Here is a 20013-nt window from a genome sequence, read left to right as displayed (position 1 = left end):
TCATGAAAATTGACGGTAAAGGTTCTGCCATATTTCTAACGGGGTTTCTGGTCTTCGCGGCTATAGCCGGTGCCGGCAACGGCCAGCCCGACCGAACCATCCTGCCCATCGCCGAGCCTGACCCGCCGCGATACGATCAACTTGACGCCCGCGATGCAACGCCCCCCGTCCAGTTCGAAGTGACTGCCCCGGAAGGTGCGCCGAATGTCGTTATTATCCTGATTGACGATATCGGGTTTGGCGGTCCCAGTGCATTTGGCGGGCCGATCGCCACGCCGACATTGGACGCTTTGGCGGCCGAAGGGGTGCGCTATACGAACTTTCATACGACGGCGCTTTGTTCGCCAACCCGCAACGCGTTGAAAACCGGGCGCAATCACCATACGACGAATACCGGATCGATCATGGAAACCGCGACGGCATTTCCCGGTAATACCGGTCGATTGCCAAATGGCGTTGCACCGATCGCCCAGACATTGCGGTTGAACGGTTACAGCACCGGTGCTTTTGGCAAATGGCACGAGACCGCGCCTTGGGAGACCAGCGTGTCAGGCCCTTTCGACCGTTGGCCGACACATCAGGGATTTGACAAGTTCTACGGCTTTATAGGTGGTGAAACGGATCAATGGTATCCGCTGGTTTATGATGGTGTGACCAAGGTGACGCCTCCGCAATTCGAGGGTTATCACTTTACGGTCGATATGACCAATCAGGCGATCCAGTGGGTCAAGGCGCAGCAATCCCTGACCCCTGACAAGCCGTTTTTCATGTATTTTGCGACCGGCGCCGTGCACGCTCCGCACCATGTTCCGAAAGACTGGGCGGATCGCTATGCGGGGCAGTTCGACCACGGTTGGGACGCCGTGCGTGTTGAAACCGTCGCGCGACAAGTCGAGGCCGGCATTGTCCCCGCCGGAACCGAATTGCCCCCACGCCCCGAGGATCTGAGCGCATGGGAGGATCTTGACGACAACTCGCGCCGCCTGTTTGCGCGGCAGGCCGAGGTTTTCGCCGGTTTCCTGTCACATACCGACGATCAGGTCGGGCGGGTCGTGGATGCGCTGCGCGATATTGGCGAGCTGGACAATACCCTGATCTTCTATATTGCCGGTGACAACGGCACCAGCGCCGAGGGTGGCTTTGTCGGCATGTTCAACGAAATGACCTATTTCAACCAGGTCACGGAAAGCGTCGAGGACCTATTGCCCCTGATCGATGAATGGGGCGGTCCCTTCACCTTTCCACATATGGCGGCGGGGTGGGCGGTTGCCTTTGATGCCCCCTTTGCCTGGACCAAGCAGGTGGCATCCGATTTCGGCGGCACCCGCAACGGTATGGTTGTTCACTGGCCCGACGGCATTGATGCGGGGGGAATGCGCAGGCAATTCACACATGTGATAGATGTCGCTCCGACCATCCTCGAGGCGACGGGTCTGCCAGAACCCAAAGTGGTCAACGGAACTCCGCAGATACCGATCGAAGGCACCAGCTTTCTATACAGTTTCAATGACGAGGCCGCACCCGAGCGTCACACGACCCAGTATTTCGAAATGTTCGGCAACCGCGCCATTTATCGTGATGGATGGTTTGCGCGGACGCTTCACCGCGCCCCTTGGGAAACCGGTCAGCAACGGCCGCTGGATCAAGACCAGTGGCAGCTTTTCGACACGCGCCGCGACTTTAGCCTCAGCCGTGATCTGTCGGCTCAGCACCCCGAGAAACTTGCAGAACTTGAAAGCGTGTTCATGGAAGAAGCGCGCAAGTATCACGTGCTGCCAATTGATGACCGCACCGTCGAACGCGCCAATCCCGCCCTGGCCGGACGCCTCGATCTGATGAAGGGACGAAGCTCATTGACGCTTTATCCCGGCATGGACGGAATGCTTGAAAACACCTTCATCAATATCAAGAACAGCTCGATGACGCTGACGGCGAATGTCGACATTCCCGAAGGTGGCGCACAGGGCGTCATCATCGCCCAGGGCGGACGTTTCGGCGGTTGGTCGCTTTATATGGACGAGGGACGGCCGATATACACGTATAACTGGTTGGGTCTTGATCGATATACCATCGAGGCGGTGGATCCGCTGTCTGCCGGGCCCGCCGAAATCGTGGTGCAGTTCGATTATGACGGCGATGGGCTTGGCAAGGGCGGCGATGCGATTTTGTCTGTTGATGGCATCTCGCTGGCGAAGGGACGGATCGACAAGACACAGCCACTGATCTTTTCGGCTGATGAAACAGCCGATGTCGGGTTGGATAACCAGACACCCGTTGCCGAGGGGATCGGGATCGGTCGCGACCAGACCCGCTTCACCGGTACGATCCGTGATATCGTGATCGATCTGCAGCAACCCTGAACGCGTCCATTTCCGCGGTCATGTGCCTCATGACGAAAACGCAGGGGTTTCCTCGAGGAGCAGGGCCTTTTGGATGTGTTGATCCCATTGGCCCCAACGCTGCTGCAGGCCGCGAAGGCCATCGGTCTGATGTATCTGCCATGCCTCGACCGCAGGCACCGGTCCAAACCACGCGACCCCGTCGGGCGAACGCGGGGTCAACAGGATGTCCCGGCGCGCCAGTTGACCGTTTTCGACAACGATCGACTGACCGACCGTGATTTCCTCGGGCGCGGCGATGCTGGTTTCATTATCTGGAAATCCGGTCCGTCTCTGCCAGAAGGGATGTTTGGAAAACCGCTGCTCCAGCCGCAGGAAATCACGGCCCACGCGCGCCTGATGCAGGCTGGTGCCCACGGCGCGAGTGTTCAGGAATTGCAGCGACATGGCGTTTGTGTCCTGACCGGGGCAGGCGGCCAGGCTGCGGCGCACGGCCGCGACAGCAAGCGCGCTGGAAACCGCCCAGAACTGTCCGTGGCCCGACAAGGGATCCATGGCCGCAAGCGCATCACCGACCGGCAGCACGGTCAGATCCCGCAATGGAGCGGGCAGGCGTGGTTGCGCGGCCCGCACATTGACCTGGCCGACTGGCCTGGCGCTGGTCAGGCTGGGTTCGGCGCGGGACAGGGCATCATGCAGCCGCATGGCCGGGCTGCCGTGACCAGTGGCATCCATGATTGCCTGCACCCAGATGCGCCCATCGGGCAAGGCAACGCGCCAGACCCATCCTGTTGAAATGGCGGTGATGGATATGCCGGCGTCAATTTCGGCGCCGGCCATCCAGCCGCAAATGGCCAGGGTGGCGGCGGCACGAATACTGCTGTGATGTCCCGATTTGCGCCCCCGGGCGTCGATCACCATTGGTGCTTGCAGGTGATGCCCGGATGACAGGATCGCTCCGCCGTCAACGGGTGTGCCGCTGCCGTGCCGCAGTTGGGCACCGGCCCGGCGTGCAGCTGCGCGCAAATGCGCATCCAACTTGTCGCGTTCGACGACATATTCGCTGTTGGTATCGCTGATTCCCGCCCAGTCGACGCGCCTGCGCAGCGGGCCAAAGATGCCATCAAAGCCTTTCAACAGCCCTTGTTTGCCCAACCAGTGATGCAGTCGCGGACTTAGCCCTTCGAGGCGGGCCGCGGTGCAGCAAGGATCGATGAGTGCAACCCGCAGGCCATCGCGCGCGGCCAGCCAGGCGGAAACGGCCCCTGCCGGTCCTCCTCCCAGGACAATCAGATCGAACGCGTCTGCCATTGTATTCCGCGATTGTTCAGCCTTGTGGCAGGATCGCCTTATCCGCGTGCAGTCAACTTGACAAAAGCGGCCAAAACCTTGTTGCGCGTCAATCTGCCGCGACTGTGGCCGGGAATGACAAGTATGCCCCGGCCTGCGGCGCTTTGCTGAAAAATATCAATTCGGATCCGGCCCGTCCCGGATCCTCAGCCGAGCCAGAGGAAGCAGCAAGATGAAGCCACTTATCCGATCAGCCTTGGTAACAAGCTGCGCATTTGGCGCGCTGTCCCTTGCCTTGCCCGCCTTCGCGGTGACCGGCGAAGAGGTGCTGGAAAATACCTGTGCCGCTTGCCATGCCGCGACGGAGGATGGCGGCTACGAGCGTATCAGCGCCGTGCGCAAGACCCCGGAAGGTTGGGACATGACGGTCACGCGGATGATCCGCAATCATGACGTCTATCTTGAAGATGACGAGCGTCTGGCAATCGTTCGCCATCTGGCGGATACGCGCGGCCTGACCCTCGAGGAAACGTCCGACCGGCGCTATATCCTTGAACGCGAGCCGGTGGCCTTTGATGCGGGTCCGGATGATCTGATGACGCAGACATGCGGGCGCTGCCATTCCTATGCGCGCGTCGCGCTGCAACGGCGCAGCCCGCAGGATTGGGAACATCTGATCAATTTCCACCTGGGGCAGTTCCCGACGCTGGAATATCAGGCGTTGGCGCGTGATCGCGACTGGTGGGGCATCGCCAAGGCCGAGATCATTCCGTTCCTTGCCAAGACCTATCCGCTCGGCGAAGCGCCTGCGGCGTTTTCCGGCGATGCGTCCGGCGATTATGTGCTGGCAGGCCGACAGCCGGGGCGGGGTGATTACACCGGCATGCTGCGACTTCAGGCAGCAGATGGCGATTACGCCGTGACCATGACGCTTGATTTTGCCGATGGCAGCCAGACCTTTGAAGGCACGGGGCGGATACTCGGCGCGGGCGAGTGGCGCGCGACATTGACTGACGGCACGACCTCGATCCGGCAGGTATTTGCAATTGCCGAGGACGGTGCGATTTCAGGGCGCTGGTACGAAACCGATCGCGACATGATCGGTGGACGCATTGCGGCCCTGCCCGAAGATGGTGCGACACAGGTGATCGCGGCCACGCCCCGGCGCGTGCGGATTGGCGAAGAAACTAAAATCCGTGTCGCAGGTGTCGGGCTGGGCGATGACCTGACCTTGCCTGAAGGTGTCACGGCAACAACAGAGAGTTCCGATTCAGGTGTGATGGTGCTGTCTGTCCAGGCCCAGACGGCGCCCGGACCGTTTTCCCTACTGGTAGGGAAACAGCAGGTGGATCTGGTCGCCTATGACCAACCTGACCGCATCACCATCGTCCCCGAAATGGCCATGGCCCGTATCGGTGGCGGCGGCGGTCCGATCCCAAAGGCTCCGGCCCAGTTCGAGGCGATGGGCTGGTTGAACGGCCCCGACGGTCAGGCCGCGACCGAAGACGACATCGCCCTGGGTGCATTCGACGCACAATGGGCCGTCGACAATTTCGACGAGGCCGCCGCCGCGATGGAGGATGCGAAATTCGCCGGCCAGATCGATGAAACCGGCCTGTTCGTGCCCGCAGATGCAGGCCCGAACCCCGAACGCCCGATGATGACCAACAATGCGGGCAACCTGAAAGTGATCGCTACGGTCGAAGCCGGTGACACGCCGCTGACCGCCGAGGCGCATCTATATGCAACCGTGCAGCGCTTTGTCGATGCGCCAATCCGCTGAGGTTCCGTCATGTCTGCCTTGACCCTTGTCCGCCACAATGCGCATCGCGTCGATATCGATGGCTATGCGATGCTGATGCATCCGCCGACGACCAGCCTGTTCGAACTGGATGCGGTCGCACAGGACGTCTATGAACTGTTTCGCACCACCCCGGCGGTCGATGCCGGGACGATGAAGGCCCGGCTTGGCGACCGCCACAGCCCGGATGATCTGGGCGATTGCCTGCAAAGCTTCATGGCGCTGGATATCCTGCGCGATGCCGAAGCCGCCGATATTCCACGGCCGATCGTCAAGGTCGAGGAAATCCCGCTGTCGACCATCATCCTCAACGTCAATACGGGCTGCAATCTGGCCTGCACCTATTGCTACAAAGAGGATCTGACCACGCCTGCCAAGGGTCAGAAGATGGCCTTTGACACGGCGCGCGCCTCGTTCGAGTTGCTGCTGAAACAGGCGGTCGATCGGGATCGCGTCAATGTGGTGTTCTTTGGCGGAGAGCCGCTGTCGAACATGCCCCTGATCCGCGAGGTCGTCGAATACGCTGTGCCGCGCGCCCGCGAAATGGGCAAGACGGTCGATTTCTCGTTGACCACCAACGCGACCTTGCTGACCGAAGAGATGGTCGATTGGTTCAATGCGCATCGTTTCGCGCTGACCGTCTCGATGGATGGGCCCAAGGCCCTGCATGACATCAATCGCAAGACCGTCGGTGGCAAGGGTACCTATGATCTGGTGTCGCGCAAGGTGCGGATGCTGCTGTCGCGCTATACGGCCCGTCCGGTCGGCGTGCGTGTGACCCTGACGCGCGGCGTCACCGATGTGATCGGCATCCATGACCACCTGAAGAACGATCTGGGCTTTGCCGAGGTCGGGTTCGGTCCCGCGACTTCAGGTCCGATCGCGGTGTTCAATCTGGACGAAGCCGGGCTGAAACATGTGTTCGACGACATGAAGGCCCTTGGCCAGCGCTATGTCGAGGCAGCGTGCCGTGGCGAGAATATCGGCTTCTCGAACATGCACCAATTGCTGACCGATATCGCTCAGGGCACCAAGAAACAGGTGCCTTGCGGTGCGGGGTTGGGGATGCTGGCCGTCGATCTGGAAGGCGACCTGCATCTGTGTCACCGGTTCGTCGGCTCGAATGAACCGACCTATGGGAATGTCGACAAGGGAATCGATGTCCCGAAGCTGGCCGCGTTCATCGAAAAGGCCCAGGATCGCAGCGAATATGGCTGCAAAACCTGCCGCATCCGTTCGATCTGTGCGGGCGGTTGCTATCACGAAAGCTATTCCCGGCAGGGCGACGCCTTTGCGCCTGTCTATCACTATTGCGACCTGATGCGAGACTGGGTGGATTTCGGCATCGAATCCTATGTCCGCATCATGCGCGCCAATCCCGATTTCTTCCGTAGCCAGCTTGAACCCCGGATCACGCGCTCCGGCCCCGCCAAGGAGGTTCTTCCACAATGAAACATCTGACCCCCGCAAATGCCAAGGCCAAGGCCTTTGTCGAAGCCGAGGCCGAAGGCCGCGAGGACGAAGTCGTCGCGATGAACTCTCTGGTTGGCTGCACCACATCCTTCGATCCCGGTTGGGAAGTGGATGCGTTCGGTGCGGTTTCGAATCTGTGTCAGCCGATGGAGGCCGATCTGTATGGCTGTGCAGACCCCTGCTGGTGGCCGGCGCAGGTCGCAGATACGTTGAACACCTATCCGGATTGGAGCGCGGGCGCCGATGATGTCATGCAGGACTGGCGCAAGCTGCAATCCGTCTTCCCCGAAAAGAAAGGCTGACCCGATGCGCATGTCGTTTCTGCCCCTTCTGGCGTCCGCCGCGTTTCTGGCATCGCCGGTTCTGGCCAAGGATTTCATTCTGGCCCCCGCGCGCCCCGACAAGCTGATCGTTGTCGATGCCGAGGAAATGAAGGTCGTCAATACGATCACGGTTCAGGATGCCGGTCCGACACCGATGGTGCCCATCGTCGCGCCGGATGGAAAATTTGCCTATTCGACGGTCAACAAGACGGAAAGCTTCGTCAAGATCGATCTGGACAGCGGCGAAGCCGTCGCCCGCGTCGATCTCAGCAGCGATGGCGAGCGGGTGAAATCTCTGTTCGGCTTCGCCCTGTCGCCTGATGGCGGGACGCTGGCCGTCTATGAAAGCCCGGTCAAGATGGAGCTGACCCATTTCGAGGTTCAGCCAACCCGGATCGCGCTTTACGACACCGAAACCATGGAACGGAAATCCAGTTTCGAGGCGCCGCGGCAGATCACCATTCTCGCCTATTCCACCGACGGCACCCGTATCTATGGCCTGGGCCGCAGCATGCATGTCATGGATGCCGTGAGCGGAGAACTGATCGAAGATCTGCCGATACAAAGCTGGCAGCCCGAAACCTATTCCCAGCCGGATGTTCTGGCGGTCTGGAGCCAGCATGAAAGCTCGGACGTGTTGTCCGTGCCGTTCTATACTGCCCTGACAGCCAAGGACCCTGCCGATCCGGAAGCCTATCGCACCGGGATGTTGACCATGGATCTGGATAGCGGAGAGATGGACATGCGAGAGGTGCGCATCATGGATGTGTTCTACTTCTCGACCGCGGTCAGCCCTGACAAGACCCGTGCCTTCGGGGCCTATAATGTGCTGGAAAGCTTCGACCTTCAGGAAGACAAGTCGATCAAGCGGGTGCCGCTGCCCCACAGCTACTATTCCGTGAATGTCTCGACCGATGGCGACACGGTCTGGCTGGGCGGCGCGCTTGGTGATTTGGCGGCCTATGATTCCGAGACGCTGGAAAAGAAGGGACAGGTCGACCTGCCGGGCAATGCCTCGATGTCACTGGCCAGCGTGCGCCTGTTCTCGCGCGGGGACTGAAATGATCAGGGTCGGCGTCATCGACAGCGGCGGCCCGTTGACGGACCATGCCAATGATGGGCATGGTCATGTGGCGTTTGGGCCGGATGGATGCCAGACCACGGTCACACCCGATCGGTTGGGGCACGGCACTGCCGTCGCGGGCATCATACGACGCGCCTGCCCCCCGGTGCAGATCCGTCATGCGCAGGTTTTCGATGAACGTCCCGTGACCAGCGCGTTGCGCGTTGCCGCAGCATTGGATTGGTTGCAAGGATTGCCGGAAGCTGATCGCCCCCATCTGGTCTGTCTGAGCCTTGGTCTTCGGGCCGACCGCGCTGTCCTGCGAGAGGCCTGCGCGCGTCTGACGGCCAATGGCATGGTTCTGGTCGCCGCGCATCCGGCGCAGGGAGAGGCCTGCTTTCCGGCAGCGTATCCCCGGGTTCTGGCCGCCACGGGGGATGCAAGATGCGGCTGGGATGATCTTTCAATGCCACGACCTGACGTCATAGGTGCGTGGTGCAATTCGCCTGAACATGGGCAGGTCGGCATGGGGGGGGCAAGTATCGGAGCGGCCCGGATCGTCGGTCATTTGGCGGTCATGATGGCGCGGCAGGGGACCTTGGCACCGGTGCAGGCGTTTCGCGCACTGGCCGATCGCTGCCTGATCCTGGGCCCTGAACGCCGCAAGCTTGCACATGGGTGAAGAGGGTATCACATTTCGCGTCGCGCGATTGCTGTTTGGCGCGGAAACGGCGCGATGGCTGTCACCCGTGATGCGCAAGGCTTTGCCGGGCGCGATGACCGTGTTGGGGTTTTCGCTTGCCGCTGCCAGCTTTGGCCTTGCCTTGCCGATGCTGACGCGTCAGGTGATCAATGCCGGTATCATGGCGGGGGATATGTCCGCCCTGATCCTGTGGTCGGGATTGTCATTTGCCCTCGGGTTGGGGGCTGTTGGCCTTGGCATGGTCAATGCGATGCTGCATCTGCGTGTTTCGGCACGCATGCTGGTCGATCTGCGCGGCCGGCTTTTCGGCGCGACCCTGATGCGGGATCCGGCATTGCCGGACCTGCCATTGGGCGAGGCCATGGCGCGGCTTGATGGGGATTGCGCCGAAATCCAGAGTTTCGCGTTTGATACCGTGCTTGTGGCCGTGGGGGCGGTGTTTCGCCTGATCGGCGGGCTTGGCCTGATGATCGCGCTGGATTGGCGCATGGCAATGCTGCCCTTGTTGGCCGCGCCGTTCGAGCTGTGGTTTCTTAGTCGCGCGCGGCCGCGCACGACGCGATTGGCGCAAGCGGTGCGTCAGTGGCGTGGGGGGTTGTCCTCGCAAATGGCTGAAACCGTTGCATCGCGATCGACATTGCGCGGTCTTGGGGCCCTGAGTCAAAGCCGCGATCAATTTGCGCAAACCCAGATCGGGCAGGTCGGGGCCTTGATGCAACAGCGGCTTTGGTCCGAAACCGTATCCGCCGTCAGCCAGACGATCACGGCCATCATGCGGGGTGCAATCCTGCTGATCGGCGGCTGGCAAGTGATCACCGGCAACTGGCAGATCGGCACCTTGGTGGCGTTTCTGGCCTATGCCGGGATGATGTCCGGACCCTTGCGCAACCTGCTTGGATTGTATCATGCGCAGGCCCGCGCCAAGGTCGCGGCACAGCGGCTTGATGGGGTGATGCAAGCGACGCGCCCGGATGAAGGCCGGGATCTGCCTGGCGAACACCTGAAGATCGAGTTGCGCAACGCAAGGGCCATGCAAGGTCTGAACACCGGGGTGACGGCGACGATCAGACCGGGCGATCTGGTGCTGCTGGATGGTCCGTCCGGCGTCGGAAAATCACGTTTGATGGCGACCCTGACGGGCGATGCCCATTTGGCCCAGGGTGCGGTAATGCTGAACGGGCTGGATATCGGCGCCATACGGCCATCGGCATTGACGGGACGGATCACACATCTGGCGCAGCGATCGGCCTTGCTGCGGGGCAGTCTGCGCAACAACTTGTTGCTTGCCGATCCGGACGCTGACGATGATCGGATGTGGCAGGTGTTGCAAATGGCTGATCTGGCGGATTGGGCGCATCACGAAGATGGGCTTGAAACGGCCCTGGCGGAAACGGCGGCCAATCTGTCGGGTGGCCTGCGCCAGCGCGTTGCAATCGCGCGGGCATTGCTGCGTCCTGCCGATGTGCTGATCTTTGATGAAGCATTTTCCGAGATCGACGATCAGGCTTGCCTGCGCATTCTGGCCGCGCTTGAGCGTCACCGCGCGACTGCGGTATTTATTTTCATTGCTCACAGCGGGCCTGTGCGGGACTTGGACTTCGATCAGGTCATTACCCTGACCGCCTCGGTGCCGATCCTGCGCAGTTCGCGCGGGGATGCGCCGTACCAGCGCGAAAACGCCCGTGAAAAGGCCGTTTGATCGGAATATCCCAATGCTAGGGCGATCTCGCTGAACAGGCGGTCGGTGCGCACCAGCTGTGCAAGCCCGACACTGCGGCGGCATTCGGCAAGCAAATCGTGGAAGGGCTGGTCTTCATGTGCAAGTGCACGGCGCAGGGAACGTTCGGACATCCCCATTTCACTGGCCACCGCAGCCTGATTGACCATGCCTCGATCCATGCCGGCCAGGATAAGTTCACAGACGCGTTGGGAAACCGGGGTGGCATTCCTGAGTTCGTGCAGCGCCGCATCCAGCCGCTTGCCATAGGCGGCCACGTCATCATCGGCGTTGGGGTCGCGGCGGGTGTTCCACAGCACGCTTGCAGGCAGGATGATGCGGTTCGTTTCGGCCCCAAAGCGAGGCGTCAGGCCCAGATGTCGCGCCAATGACCGCATGGCGCGATCTGCTTCATGTTCAAAGCTGAGGTCGATAAAGGCATCTTTCGTCACGCCATAGCGTGCGCAAATGCCGTGGATCAGACCAAGGCTCAATTCGGCATCGGCGCGACGCGGCCAGATACGCGGGTCCAGCACGCGATAGGAAACATGAACCTCGTCAGCGATGACATCGACTGACACGCAGGTATTGGACTGTACCGTCGGAAATCCACGCGAAAAAACGCGCAACGCATCCCCAAGGCATTTGCGTGCCTTGACGGCATCACCGGCAATTCCGATGTCGCGCAAGCGGATCTGTTCACCGGAACGCCATGACGATGCCCCGTCGGATGTCGACGCACGGTTGCGTTCCAGAATGGATACGAAACTTTCCAGCGGTATTCCGCTGGACGCGGGCGTTGCCGCGTTGGCCGTGACCGAACCTCCGTCCGACCCCAGCAACATTGAAACGACGGCTCCGCGAATCCATGACTGCTGCATGGTTATCCCCGTGGCTACACCGGGTGACGGCTTGCTGCGTCTTGATCCGGCTATTCCCTGTTACGATATTGTTATCATACTGCCCCTTGTTGACCTAGTATTCGCCATATGCGGCAGAACTGAATAAATCCGTCATATAAGTTTTATTTTTCATTGTGTTGCGGGCTGTTTGGCGATGTATTGATGATATTGATGTTTTGACATTTTCGGCCAAATGCGGCGCCAATGGGCATTGCCTGCGCCACTTGGCCGCATTTGGCAAGAATCGCTACGGGCAAAGGCCAGACTATCTCTCGAATTGAGGGAGATTTATCATGACCGAATACAAATTGCTGATCGATGGTCAGCTTGTTTCCGGCGACGACAGCATGGATGTCGTGAACCCGGCAACCGAAGAGGTTCTGGCCCAGGCGCCGCGCGCCTCGGCCGCACAGCTGAATCAGGCGGTGGCGGCGGCAAAGGCGGCGTTTCCGGCATGGGCAGCAATGGCGATCAGCGATCGTCGCACCTTGATCCTGCAAATCGCTGACCGGCTGGAGGCCGAGTCCGAGGCTTTTGCCCGCTTGCTGACGCAGGAACAAGGCAAGCCATTGGCGGAATCGACGGCCGAGATCGCCTATACCTGCGCCTTTATACGCCATCTGGCCAGTTACGATTTGCCGGTGAAGGTGATCGAAGACAATGACGCCCGTCTTGTGCAGCAGTTCCGCAAGCCTCTGGGGGTTGTCGGCGCGATTATCCCCTGGAATTTCCCGTTGTTGATCGTGGCATTCAAGCTGCCGCTTGCATTGCTGGCGGGCAACACAATCGTTGTCAAACCGTCGCCCACGACACCGCTGACCACGCTGCGCCTTGGTGCGATCATGGCTGAATTGCTGCCGGCTGGCGTGGTGAATGTCATTACGGATCAGAACGATCTGGGGGCCTTGCTGACCGCGCATCCCGACATTGCCAAGATCTCGTTTACCGGTTCGACGGCAACCGGACAAAAGATCATGGCCAGCGCGGCTTCGACCATCAAGCGTCTCACGCTGGAGCTTGGCGGAAACGATGCCGCGATCGTGTTGCCGGGCGCTGATCCAGAAAAGGTGGCGCCGGGACTGTTTGCCGGGGCATTCATGAATGCCGGACAGGTCTGTCTGGCGATCAAGCGCGCATATGTACATGATTCCATTTACGAAGAGGTTTGCGATCGCCTGGCTGTCATGGCGCGTGAAGCCGTGGTGGGGGACGGGTTGCAGCAGGGCACGACGATCGGGCCGCTGCAAAACAAGATGCAGTTCGACAAGGTAAAGGGGTTTCTGGATCGCGCCCGTCAGGATGGTCGTGTTCTGGCCGGAGGCGAGGTCGGCGAAGGCCCGGGATACTTCATTCACCCGACCATCGTGGCCGATGTGAAGGATGGCGATCAGATTGTTGATGAGGAACAATTCGGTCCGATTCTGCCGGTGATCCGGTTCGAGGATGTCGAGGCTGCCCTGGCCAGCGCGAACGGGCTGGAGCTGGGACTGGGCGGTTCCGTCTGGGGCAGCGATCGCGATATGACCCGCGCCGTCGCCGAACGCATGGAAAGCGGCACTGTCTGGATTAACAAACATCTCGAGTTCGGGCCGAACATACCCTTTGGCGGCGCGAAACAATCTGGATTGGGCGTCGAATTTGCCGAGGAAGGCCTGGCCGAATTCACGCAGATCCGTATCGTGAACGAAGCACGCTAGATGCCAGACCCGTTCGGGTGAGAGAGTCCGTTTTTCGGTCAAGCGGACAGGTCGTGCGGGTAAGCCGCACGACCTACAAGGACAGGAAAAATGGTTCGACCTCGTCCCGTTGTTTATGGGATGTCGAAAATACCCGTCCCGGCCATAAAGATCAGCCACAAGCGCGTCGTGCCTATCACATGGCTGCCTGGCTCGTCACACATATGGCGAGGGCAGTTGTCAGATCAGCCCTTTGGCGTTCAGCGCGATCAGTGTCGGATCATGCTCCAGTAGTTTGGCAAAGCTGTCAAAGGTCAGATCACCTTCCATCAGATCCCGGCGCTTGGCAAAACGGCTGGGATCGACTTCGGCGCTTCCTGTTTCGTCGAAGGAACTGCCCCCGCCGTAGTCCTGAATGTTTCCGAGGCTGTTGTCCTGATTTTGCAGTCCCAGACGGTTCAGAACTTCGGCCCGATAGTCACCGTCGATGCACCATTTGTCATAACTGATCGCGACAAGGTTCTCGGGCAGTGCACCATCGATCAGAACGCCCAGCATATCCGTATACTGACTGACTCCGCGCGCAACCTGAGCAAATTCTTCGGCGAGGCTGTCCTGCTTTTTCTTTTGCAGTCGGCTGCGGATCAGTTTGATATAGGATGCCAGCCAATTCAGATAAGAACGATGGATCAGGATGTTTTTCGCAAAATCCGGCCCGGAATAGGTGGGTAAAGAAATCTCGGAAATGTTCTTTTCTGTCGGTGAATGGTTCTCGTAGGACACAAGCAAGGTATGCGTGCCGTCCAGCGATCGCGACAGGGCGCTGCCATCCAGTGCGACCTGCTTCGCCTTGGGAATGATCTCGCCGTTTACTTCAAGCTGGGTAAAACTTTCATAAGGGCTTTTGCGGGCGCTGCAGCAGTTGAGGAACAGGCTGTCCGTCCCCAGATTGCGGGCGACCCAGTTGATGATGGCATGATTGCCGGAACGCTGCATTCCGAAAAAGCGGATGCGCTGTGCTTCTTTGCCTGCAATATCGGTCAATGCGTTCACGGAGTTTACCTTCTTGTCAGTTCTGAGACGCCAGTTCGGGCGAAACCCATCTTGCAATATATTCTGGACATGCCGGGCGATGCGCGCAGCGGCATCTGTTGTAATTGCAACATCGTTGCCGACATTGGCCTTCATTTCATAATTGTCGCCGGATTCGTCACACAGGACGATTTCATACCCGCAGCGTGCAATATCGGCCAGGCGGATAAAATGCCTTGCGCGCCCGACATATTGTCTCTGCGTCAGTTCGATCGCATGGCAGTTCGGCGACGCGAACATGATATTGGTCATTCCCGCCCCGTGGGGTGACACGATCATTTCGGCCTGGGAAAACGCGGCGATCTGTTCCATCGGTGAGTAATCTTCAGCGACAAAGGGTTCGAAGCCTAGCGGCTCAAGCAGTTCAAGCAGCTTTTCTTCGCCGATCAACTTTCTGCGCTTGGCCTTGCGCCGCGAGATCACGAAACGTTTCGGCAGATGGCTCTTGTCCATTTTCGCAACCAGATCGCGTCCGGTTTCGGCGACACGCTTGAGATTGACCGAGTGGCTGTTTGAGAACATCGTAGAAATGCCGAGCAACCCGTGCGGGTTCTGTTGTTGTGCGCTGGTATCGGCGTCAAGCCGGGGCGGTTCGATCGCGCCATGCGTGCGCGAGAGATCCTCGAGATCCGCAACGATAAGAGCGTCTGACACATCGTGCCGCTTGCCCGATACCGTCACCCGGTCTGCAAGCTCTGGAAACAGCGTTTCGATGAAGCCCATGACATAGGCCGGGGGGTCGTTCAGGTCGCACAAGGTGATCGGGCCCTGCAGGCCGGCGTCGCGGATGGTGACGAACTGAGGCAGGGTTTCGGTCATGAAATGAAAGAAATAATGGATCTCGCGCGCCTGAACATAGACGGGAAGATCGCGGGCGATCCCATCAGCGATGTCGATGGGGTGCGATATGGTGGCCGCGCGTGATGCTTCGATCTGGGCGGCAAGCTTGTCCTTGAGTTCACGCGCGATCAACAGCCTGCTGTAATCGATCGAGACGGTCTTGCCATCAATGCGGAAATTCCGGTTTCCCACCTGGATTTGCGGTGCATAGATCAAGCCGCAATTGAACTCGACGATCTTGCGCGGGCCGTCATGCCGGGCGCTGTTTCTGGTCAGCTCGTTCAGGCGCGACATGGTCTGGTCGCTGATATGGGTGAAGTCCTCGGCAACCGACCAGGCGTCAACGATGGCGCCGTCCTTCTCTGCCCAGAACCAGGTAGGTTCTTCGACCAGCTGCGCCTGTTTGCCCAAGCCGGGGCTGATCCAGTTCAGATTTGGCTGGGCCATTCGTCGCCGTTTCCTTGTGTTGAAAACACCTATTACGATAGCGGACGTTGGCTTGACAAGATTGCGGGTGTGATGTCGCTGCCAGGTTTGGCGGTGGCGTTGCATTGCTGCACAAACAGTTTTCAGTCCCTGTCTGATCTGGATGAAAGCCATGCGAACGCCCAATCAAGAGTTGCGCAATGCGCCCTAAAGTGATGTTGTGCGCGGGCCGCAGCGACGTGTTTTGAAGAAAGTGCAATGGTATGAAAAAGGCATTGATTACAGGTATTACCGGACAGGATGGTTCATATCTTGCAGAGTTTCTGCTTGAAAAAGGATATGAGGTGCATGGCATCAAGCGCCGGGCCTCGTCTTTCAATACGCAGCGGATCGATCACATCTTTCAGGACACCCATGAAGAGCAGCCGCGCCTTCGGCTTCACTATGGGGATCTGAGCGATACATCCAACCTGACGCGGCTTCTGGCACAGATCGAACCGGATGAGGTCTACAATCTGGGCGCGCAATCACATGTCGCGGTCAGCTTCGAGGCCCCGGAATACACGGCGGATGTCGACGCGATCGGCACGTTGCGCATGCTGGAGGCCATTCGTTTCCTGAACATGGAAAAGAAAACCCGGTTCTATCAGGCATCGACATCCGAACTGTACGGGTTGGTGCAGGAAACGCCCCAGCGGGAAACCACGCCATTTCACCCGCGATCGCCCTATGCGGTCGCCAAGATGTATGCCTATTGGATCACGGTCAATTATCGTGAAGCCTATGGAATGTTCGCCTGCAACGGAATCCTGTTCAATCACGAAAGCCCGCGCCGGGGCGAGACCTTTGTGACGCGCAAGATTACCCGCGGGCTGGCGAATATCGCACAGGGACTCGAGCCTTGCCTGTATATGGGCAATATCGACGCATTGCGCGACTGGGGCCATGCCAAGGATTACGTGCGGATGCAGTGGATGATGCTGCAAGGGGACAGCCCCGAGGATTTCGTCATCGCGACGGGGAAACAATATTCCGTGCGTCAGTTCATTCTCTGGTCTGCCCAGGAACTGGGCATCGAGCTGGAGTTTCGCGGCTCGGGTGTTGATGAAATCGCGGTCGTTGCGTCGGTTACGGGCGACAATGCTCCGGCCTTGTCCAAGGGCGATGTCATCTTGCGTATCGATCCCCGGTATTTCAGACCAGCCGAGGTTGAAACGCTGTTGGGCGATCCGTCGAAAGCGCGCGAATTGCTGGGTTGGGAACCGCGCATTTCCGCACGCGAGATGTGCGCCGAGATGGTCGCGTCGGATCTGGTTACCGCCAAACGTCAGGCGCTGCTGACGGAACATGGGATGGCGCCTGCGGTCTCCATCGAAGACCACGGTTGAGCATATCACCTGATAAAGGATACGAGGACAGGATGTCCCAACTTAGCAGTAAGCCGGTTTTGCTGGTGACCGGTGCGCGCGGTATGGTCGGCCGGAACATTCTGGCCCATGACGCCGTGAAGGAATGGCAGGTCCATGCGCCGACATCGTCGGAGTTGAACCTGTGTGATCGCGGGGCGATTGATCGCTGGCTTGACGATCATCGTCCAGATGCCATCGTCCATTGCGCCGGTGTGGTCGGCGGCATTCACGCAAATATGGCAGAGCCTGTGCGCTTTCTGGCCGACAACACGACTATGGGCGTGAACCTGGTTTCTGCGGCTTTGCAGGCCGGCATCGGCACGCTGATCAATCTGGGTTCCAGCTGTATCTACCCCCGGGACCTGGGGCATGGACTATCCGAAGACCGCATTCTGTCAGGTCCGCTGGAACCGACCAACGAAGGATATGCACTGGCAAAGATCACGACCATGCGGCTGTGTGAATACGCCATGCGCGAGAACCCTGACCTGAATTACAAGACGTTGATCCCCTGCAATCTATACGGCTTGTGGGACAAGTTTGATCCACGTCATTCCCATTTGGTTCCCGCCATCATTCACAAGGTGCACAGCGCCAGACAGGCCGGGTTGTCCGAGGTCGAGATCTGGGGTGATGGAACCGCGCGGCGCGAATTCATGTATGCCGGGGATCTGGCTGACGCAGTGATGCGTGCAGTGGCGGATCCGGAGTCGCTGCCCGCGACACTTAATATCGGCTTGGGGCAGGATCACTCGATCAATGATTACTATGCCATCATCGCCAAGGTCATCGGTTGGGATGGCCGGTTCACGCATGACCTGACGCGTCCGGTCGGGATGAAGCAGAAACTTCTGGATGTGTCTGCGCAAAAAGCGTGGGGCTGGTCCGCGCCGACGGCGCTTGAGGACGGCCTTCGTGCCACATATGAATTCTACCTGCAGGAGCAATCGTCATGACCGCCCGTTTTCCTTTGGCCACGTCGTCCTGGGACGACGCCGAGCTTGCGGCACTTCAGCGTGTGATTGCCTCGGACCGCTATTCCATGGGACAGGAGGTCGCGAATTTCGAACGCGAGTTCGCGGCTTACACCGGCAGTCGTTTCGCGGTGATGGTCAATTCCGGGTCTTCCGCAAATTTGGTCATGGTGGCGGCGCTGCGCTATACCCAGAACAAGGATCTGCGCCTTGATCCCGGCGCAGAGGTGATCGTTCCGGCCGTGTCGTGGTCGACGACCTTCTATCCGCTGCATCAATACGGACTGAAGATGAAGTTCGTCGATATAGATCCTGATACGCTGAACTATGATCTGGACGCGTTGGAAGCCGCGGTGACTGACCAGACGCGGGCGATCATGGCGGTAAACCTGCTTGGCAACCCGAATGATTTCGATCGCATCCAAGCCATCATGAACGGGCGCAATATCGTTCTTCTTGAAGACAATTGCGAGTCGATGGGCGCCACGTTCCAACAACGTCAAGCTGGCACCTTCGGGGTCATAGGGACCTTTTCAAGCTTTTTCTCGCACCATATCTCGACCATGGAAGGCGGTTTGGTGGTGACGGATGACGAGGAGCTGTATCATATCCTTCTGGCCCTGCGCGCCCATGGCTGGACACGCAACCTGCCCAGGCAAAACCATGTGACCGGCGAAAAAAGCGATGATCCCTTCGAGGAGAGCTTTCGTTTCGTGCTGCCCGGATACAATTTGCGGCCGCTAGAGATGTCGGGCGCGCTTGGACAGGAACAGTTGAAGAAACTGCCTGAAATCATTGCGGGGCGTCAGGCCAATGGCAAGCGATTTGCCGAGGTGATGCAGGATCATCCGGTGTTTCGCGTCCAGCGGGAAACCGGCAACAGCAGCTGGTTCGGGTTCGCACTGATCATTCGCCCCGAGGCCGGCGTGACGCGGCGCGATGTGATCGATCGCTTTGACCAGCTCGGGTTTGAAACGCGGCCGATCGTCAGTGGCAATTTCACCAAGAACCCTGTTTTGCAGATGATGGATCATTCGCTGCATGGCGAAATGGTGAACGCCGATCACATCGATCGCAACGGGTTCTTCATTGGAAATCACCATTATGATTTCAGCGAAGCGATCGACACGGTTGCCGCATTCCGTGTCTGAAAATCGGGAAAGGGCCGCCGTTCTCGGGAACGGCGGCCCTGCTGACTGTCAGGCGGATTACCAGCTGGTCAGGACCGAGCCTTCGTATTTTTCTTCGATGAAGGCTTTGACCTCGGGGCTGTGATACGCGGCGACCAGATCCTTGACCCAGGGCTGGTCTTCTTCGCCCTGCTTCACCACGATGATGTTCACATAGGGGCTGTCGGCTTTTTCCATCGCGATGGCGTCGGTCTTGGGGTTGAGGCCGGATGCCAGGGCATAATTCGTGTTGATGATCGCGATATCGGCGTCAGCCAGGGCACGCGGCAACTGCGCAGCGTCCAGTTCAAGGAAGGACAGGTCCCTGGCATTTTCGGTGACATCCAGCGGGCTGGGGACAAGGCCGGTATCCGCATCCAGCGTGACCAGACCCAGATCCTGCAACAGCAGCAGTGCGCGACCGCCATTGGTCGGGTCATTGGGGATCGCGACCTTGGCACCTTCCGGCAGATCGGCCATATCGGCGATCTTGTTGGAATAGATTCCCATCGGAGTCGTGATCGTCGTGCCGACCTCGACCAGTTCGAAACCGCGATCCTTCATCTGGTTTTCCAGATAAGGCCGGTGCTGGAAGCTGTTCGCATTCAGGTCGCCATCGGCAAGTGCCTGGTTGGGCACGACGTAATCGGAAAACTCGATCACTTCGATGTTCAGGCCGCTGGCCTTCGCGACCTTTGCGACCTCTTCCATGATCTCGCCATGTTCGCCCGGCGAGACGCCGACCTTGATGTCTTCGGCCATGGCCGCGGTTGCCGTAAGGGCAAGGGCGGAAATCAGGGTGGTAAAGCGCAGCAT

The 20013-nt window shown here is 59.3% G+C and carries 15 protein-coding genes; 11 read left to right on the top strand and 4 right to left on the bottom strand.

Features of this window, described 5'->3' with window-relative positions:
* Window positions 1-2 precede the first annotated feature (2 nt).
* Window positions 3-2360 carry an arylsulfatase gene (locus PAF17_RS01955; protein WP_271887402.1) on the top strand — a complete coding sequence of 786 codons (2358 nt, stop codon included), beginning with the start codon at window positions 3-5 and terminating at the stop codon, window positions 2358-2360.
* A 27-nt stretch (window positions 2361-2387) separates the two neighbouring features.
* Here the strand turns inward: PAF17_RS01955 and qhpG are convergent, their stop codons facing one another.
* Complete coding sequence (gene qhpG / locus PAF17_RS01950; RefSeq protein WP_271887401.1) at window positions 2388-3650, bottom strand: flavin-dependent monooxygenase QhpG; 1263 nt, start codon at window positions 3648-3650, stop codon at window positions 2388-2390.
* Between the two features lie 211 nt (window positions 3651-3861).
* Here qhpG and peaA point away from each other — a divergent pair, with 211 nt between their 5' ends.
* The 6 genes from peaA to PAF17_RS01920 are packed head-to-tail and all read left to right on the top strand — an operon-like array spanning window position 3862 to window position 10691.
* Window positions 3862-5412 carry a quinohemoprotein amine dehydrogenase subunit alpha gene (gene peaA / locus PAF17_RS01945; protein WP_271887400.1) on the top strand — a complete coding sequence of 517 codons (1551 nt, stop codon included), beginning with the start codon at window positions 3862-3864 and terminating at the stop codon, window positions 5410-5412.
* A 9-nt stretch (window positions 5413-5421) separates the two neighbouring features.
* A complete protein-coding gene (gene peaB, locus PAF17_RS01940; protein WP_271887399.1) occupies window positions 5422-6882 on the top strand; it encodes a quinohemoprotein amine dehydrogenase maturation protein in 1461 nt (486 codons plus the stop codon).
* Entirely contained in the window at window positions 6879-7205 is a 327-nt protein-coding gene (gene qhpC / locus PAF17_RS01935; protein ID WP_271887398.1) for a quinohemoprotein amine dehydrogenase subunit gamma QhpC, read from the top strand. The genes peaB and qhpC overlap by 4 nt, the downstream gene beginning before the upstream one ends.
* Before the next feature lie 4 nt (window positions 7206-7209).
* The gene (peaD, locus tag PAF17_RS01930) at window positions 7210-8286 is read left to right on the top strand and encodes a quinohemoprotein amine dehydrogenase subunit beta (RefSeq protein ID WP_271887397.1); all 1077 of its coding nucleotides are present in this window, start codon (window positions 7210-7212) and stop codon (window positions 8284-8286) included.
* 1 nt (window position 8287) lies between these two features.
* Window positions 8288-8971, top strand: coding sequence for a subtilisin-like serine protease QhpE (gene qhpE / locus PAF17_RS01925; protein WP_271887395.1), 684 nt, complete (start codon window positions 8288-8290; stop codon window positions 8969-8971).
* Window positions 8964-10691, top strand: coding sequence for an ABC transporter ATP-binding protein (locus tag PAF17_RS01920; protein WP_271887394.1), 1728 nt, complete (start codon window positions 8964-8966; stop codon window positions 10689-10691). The genes qhpE and PAF17_RS01920 overlap by 8 nt, the downstream gene beginning before the upstream one ends.
* Here the strand turns inward: PAF17_RS01920 and qhpR are convergent.
* Window positions 10595-11590 carry an AraC-like transcriptional regulator QhpR gene (gene qhpR, locus PAF17_RS01915; RefSeq protein ID WP_271887393.1) on the bottom strand — a complete coding sequence of 332 codons (996 nt, stop codon included), beginning with the start codon at window positions 11588-11590 and terminating at the stop codon, window positions 10595-10597. The genes PAF17_RS01920 and qhpR overlap by 97 nt on opposite strands.
* 314 nt (window positions 11591-11904) lie before the next feature.
* On the opposite strand from qhpR, the gene PAF17_RS01910 reads away from it, so the two are divergent.
* Complete coding sequence (locus tag PAF17_RS01910; protein ID WP_271887392.1) at window positions 11905-13308, top strand: aldehyde dehydrogenase family protein; 1404 nt, start codon at window positions 11905-11907, stop codon at window positions 13306-13308.
* A 219-nt stretch (window positions 13309-13527) separates the two neighbouring features.
* Here PAF17_RS01910 and PAF17_RS01905 read toward each other — a convergent pair whose 3' ends face one another.
* Window positions 13528-15666, bottom strand: coding sequence for a glycosyltransferase family 61 protein (locus PAF17_RS01905; protein ID WP_271887391.1), 2139 nt, complete (start codon window positions 15664-15666; stop codon window positions 13528-13530).
* 242 nt (window positions 15667-15908) lie between these two features.
* Here PAF17_RS01905 and gmd point away from each other — a divergent pair, with 242 nt between their 5' ends.
* Genes gmd through PAF17_RS01890 form a run of 3 tightly spaced genes read left to right on the top strand, consistent with a single transcriptional unit; the run spans window position 15909 to window position 19179 of the window.
* Complete coding sequence (gene gmd, locus PAF17_RS01900) at window positions 15909-17033, top strand: GDP-mannose 4,6-dehydratase (RefSeq protein ID WP_271887390.1); 1125 nt, start codon at window positions 15909-15911, stop codon at window positions 17031-17033.
* A gap of 32 nt (window positions 17034-17065) precedes the next feature.
* A complete protein-coding gene (locus PAF17_RS01895; RefSeq protein ID WP_271887389.1) occupies window positions 17066-18010 on the top strand; it encodes a GDP-L-fucose synthase family protein in 945 nt (314 codons plus the stop codon).
* Entirely contained in the window at window positions 18007-19179 is a 1173-nt protein-coding gene (locus PAF17_RS01890) for a DegT/DnrJ/EryC1/StrS family aminotransferase (RefSeq protein ID WP_271887388.1), read from the top strand. The genes PAF17_RS01895 and PAF17_RS01890 overlap by 4 nt, the downstream gene beginning before the upstream one ends.
* A gap of 57 nt (window positions 19180-19236) precedes the next feature.
* On the opposite strand, the gene PAF17_RS01885 is transcribed toward PAF17_RS01890, so the two are convergent.
* Window positions 19237-20013 (bottom strand): MetQ/NlpA family ABC transporter substrate-binding protein, encoded by a 777-nt coding sequence (locus PAF17_RS01885; protein ID WP_271887387.1) that lies wholly within the window; start codon window positions 20011-20013, stop codon window positions 19237-19239.

This window comes from Paracoccus onchidii, from assembly GCF_028294535.1.
In the GTDB taxonomy this organism is placed as follows: Bacteria; Pseudomonadota; Alphaproteobacteria; order Rhodobacterales; family Rhodobacteraceae; genus Paracoccus; species Paracoccus onchidii.
Note: the sequence above shows the minus strand (reverse complement) of the source record. Positions and strands in the feature narration are given on the sequence as shown.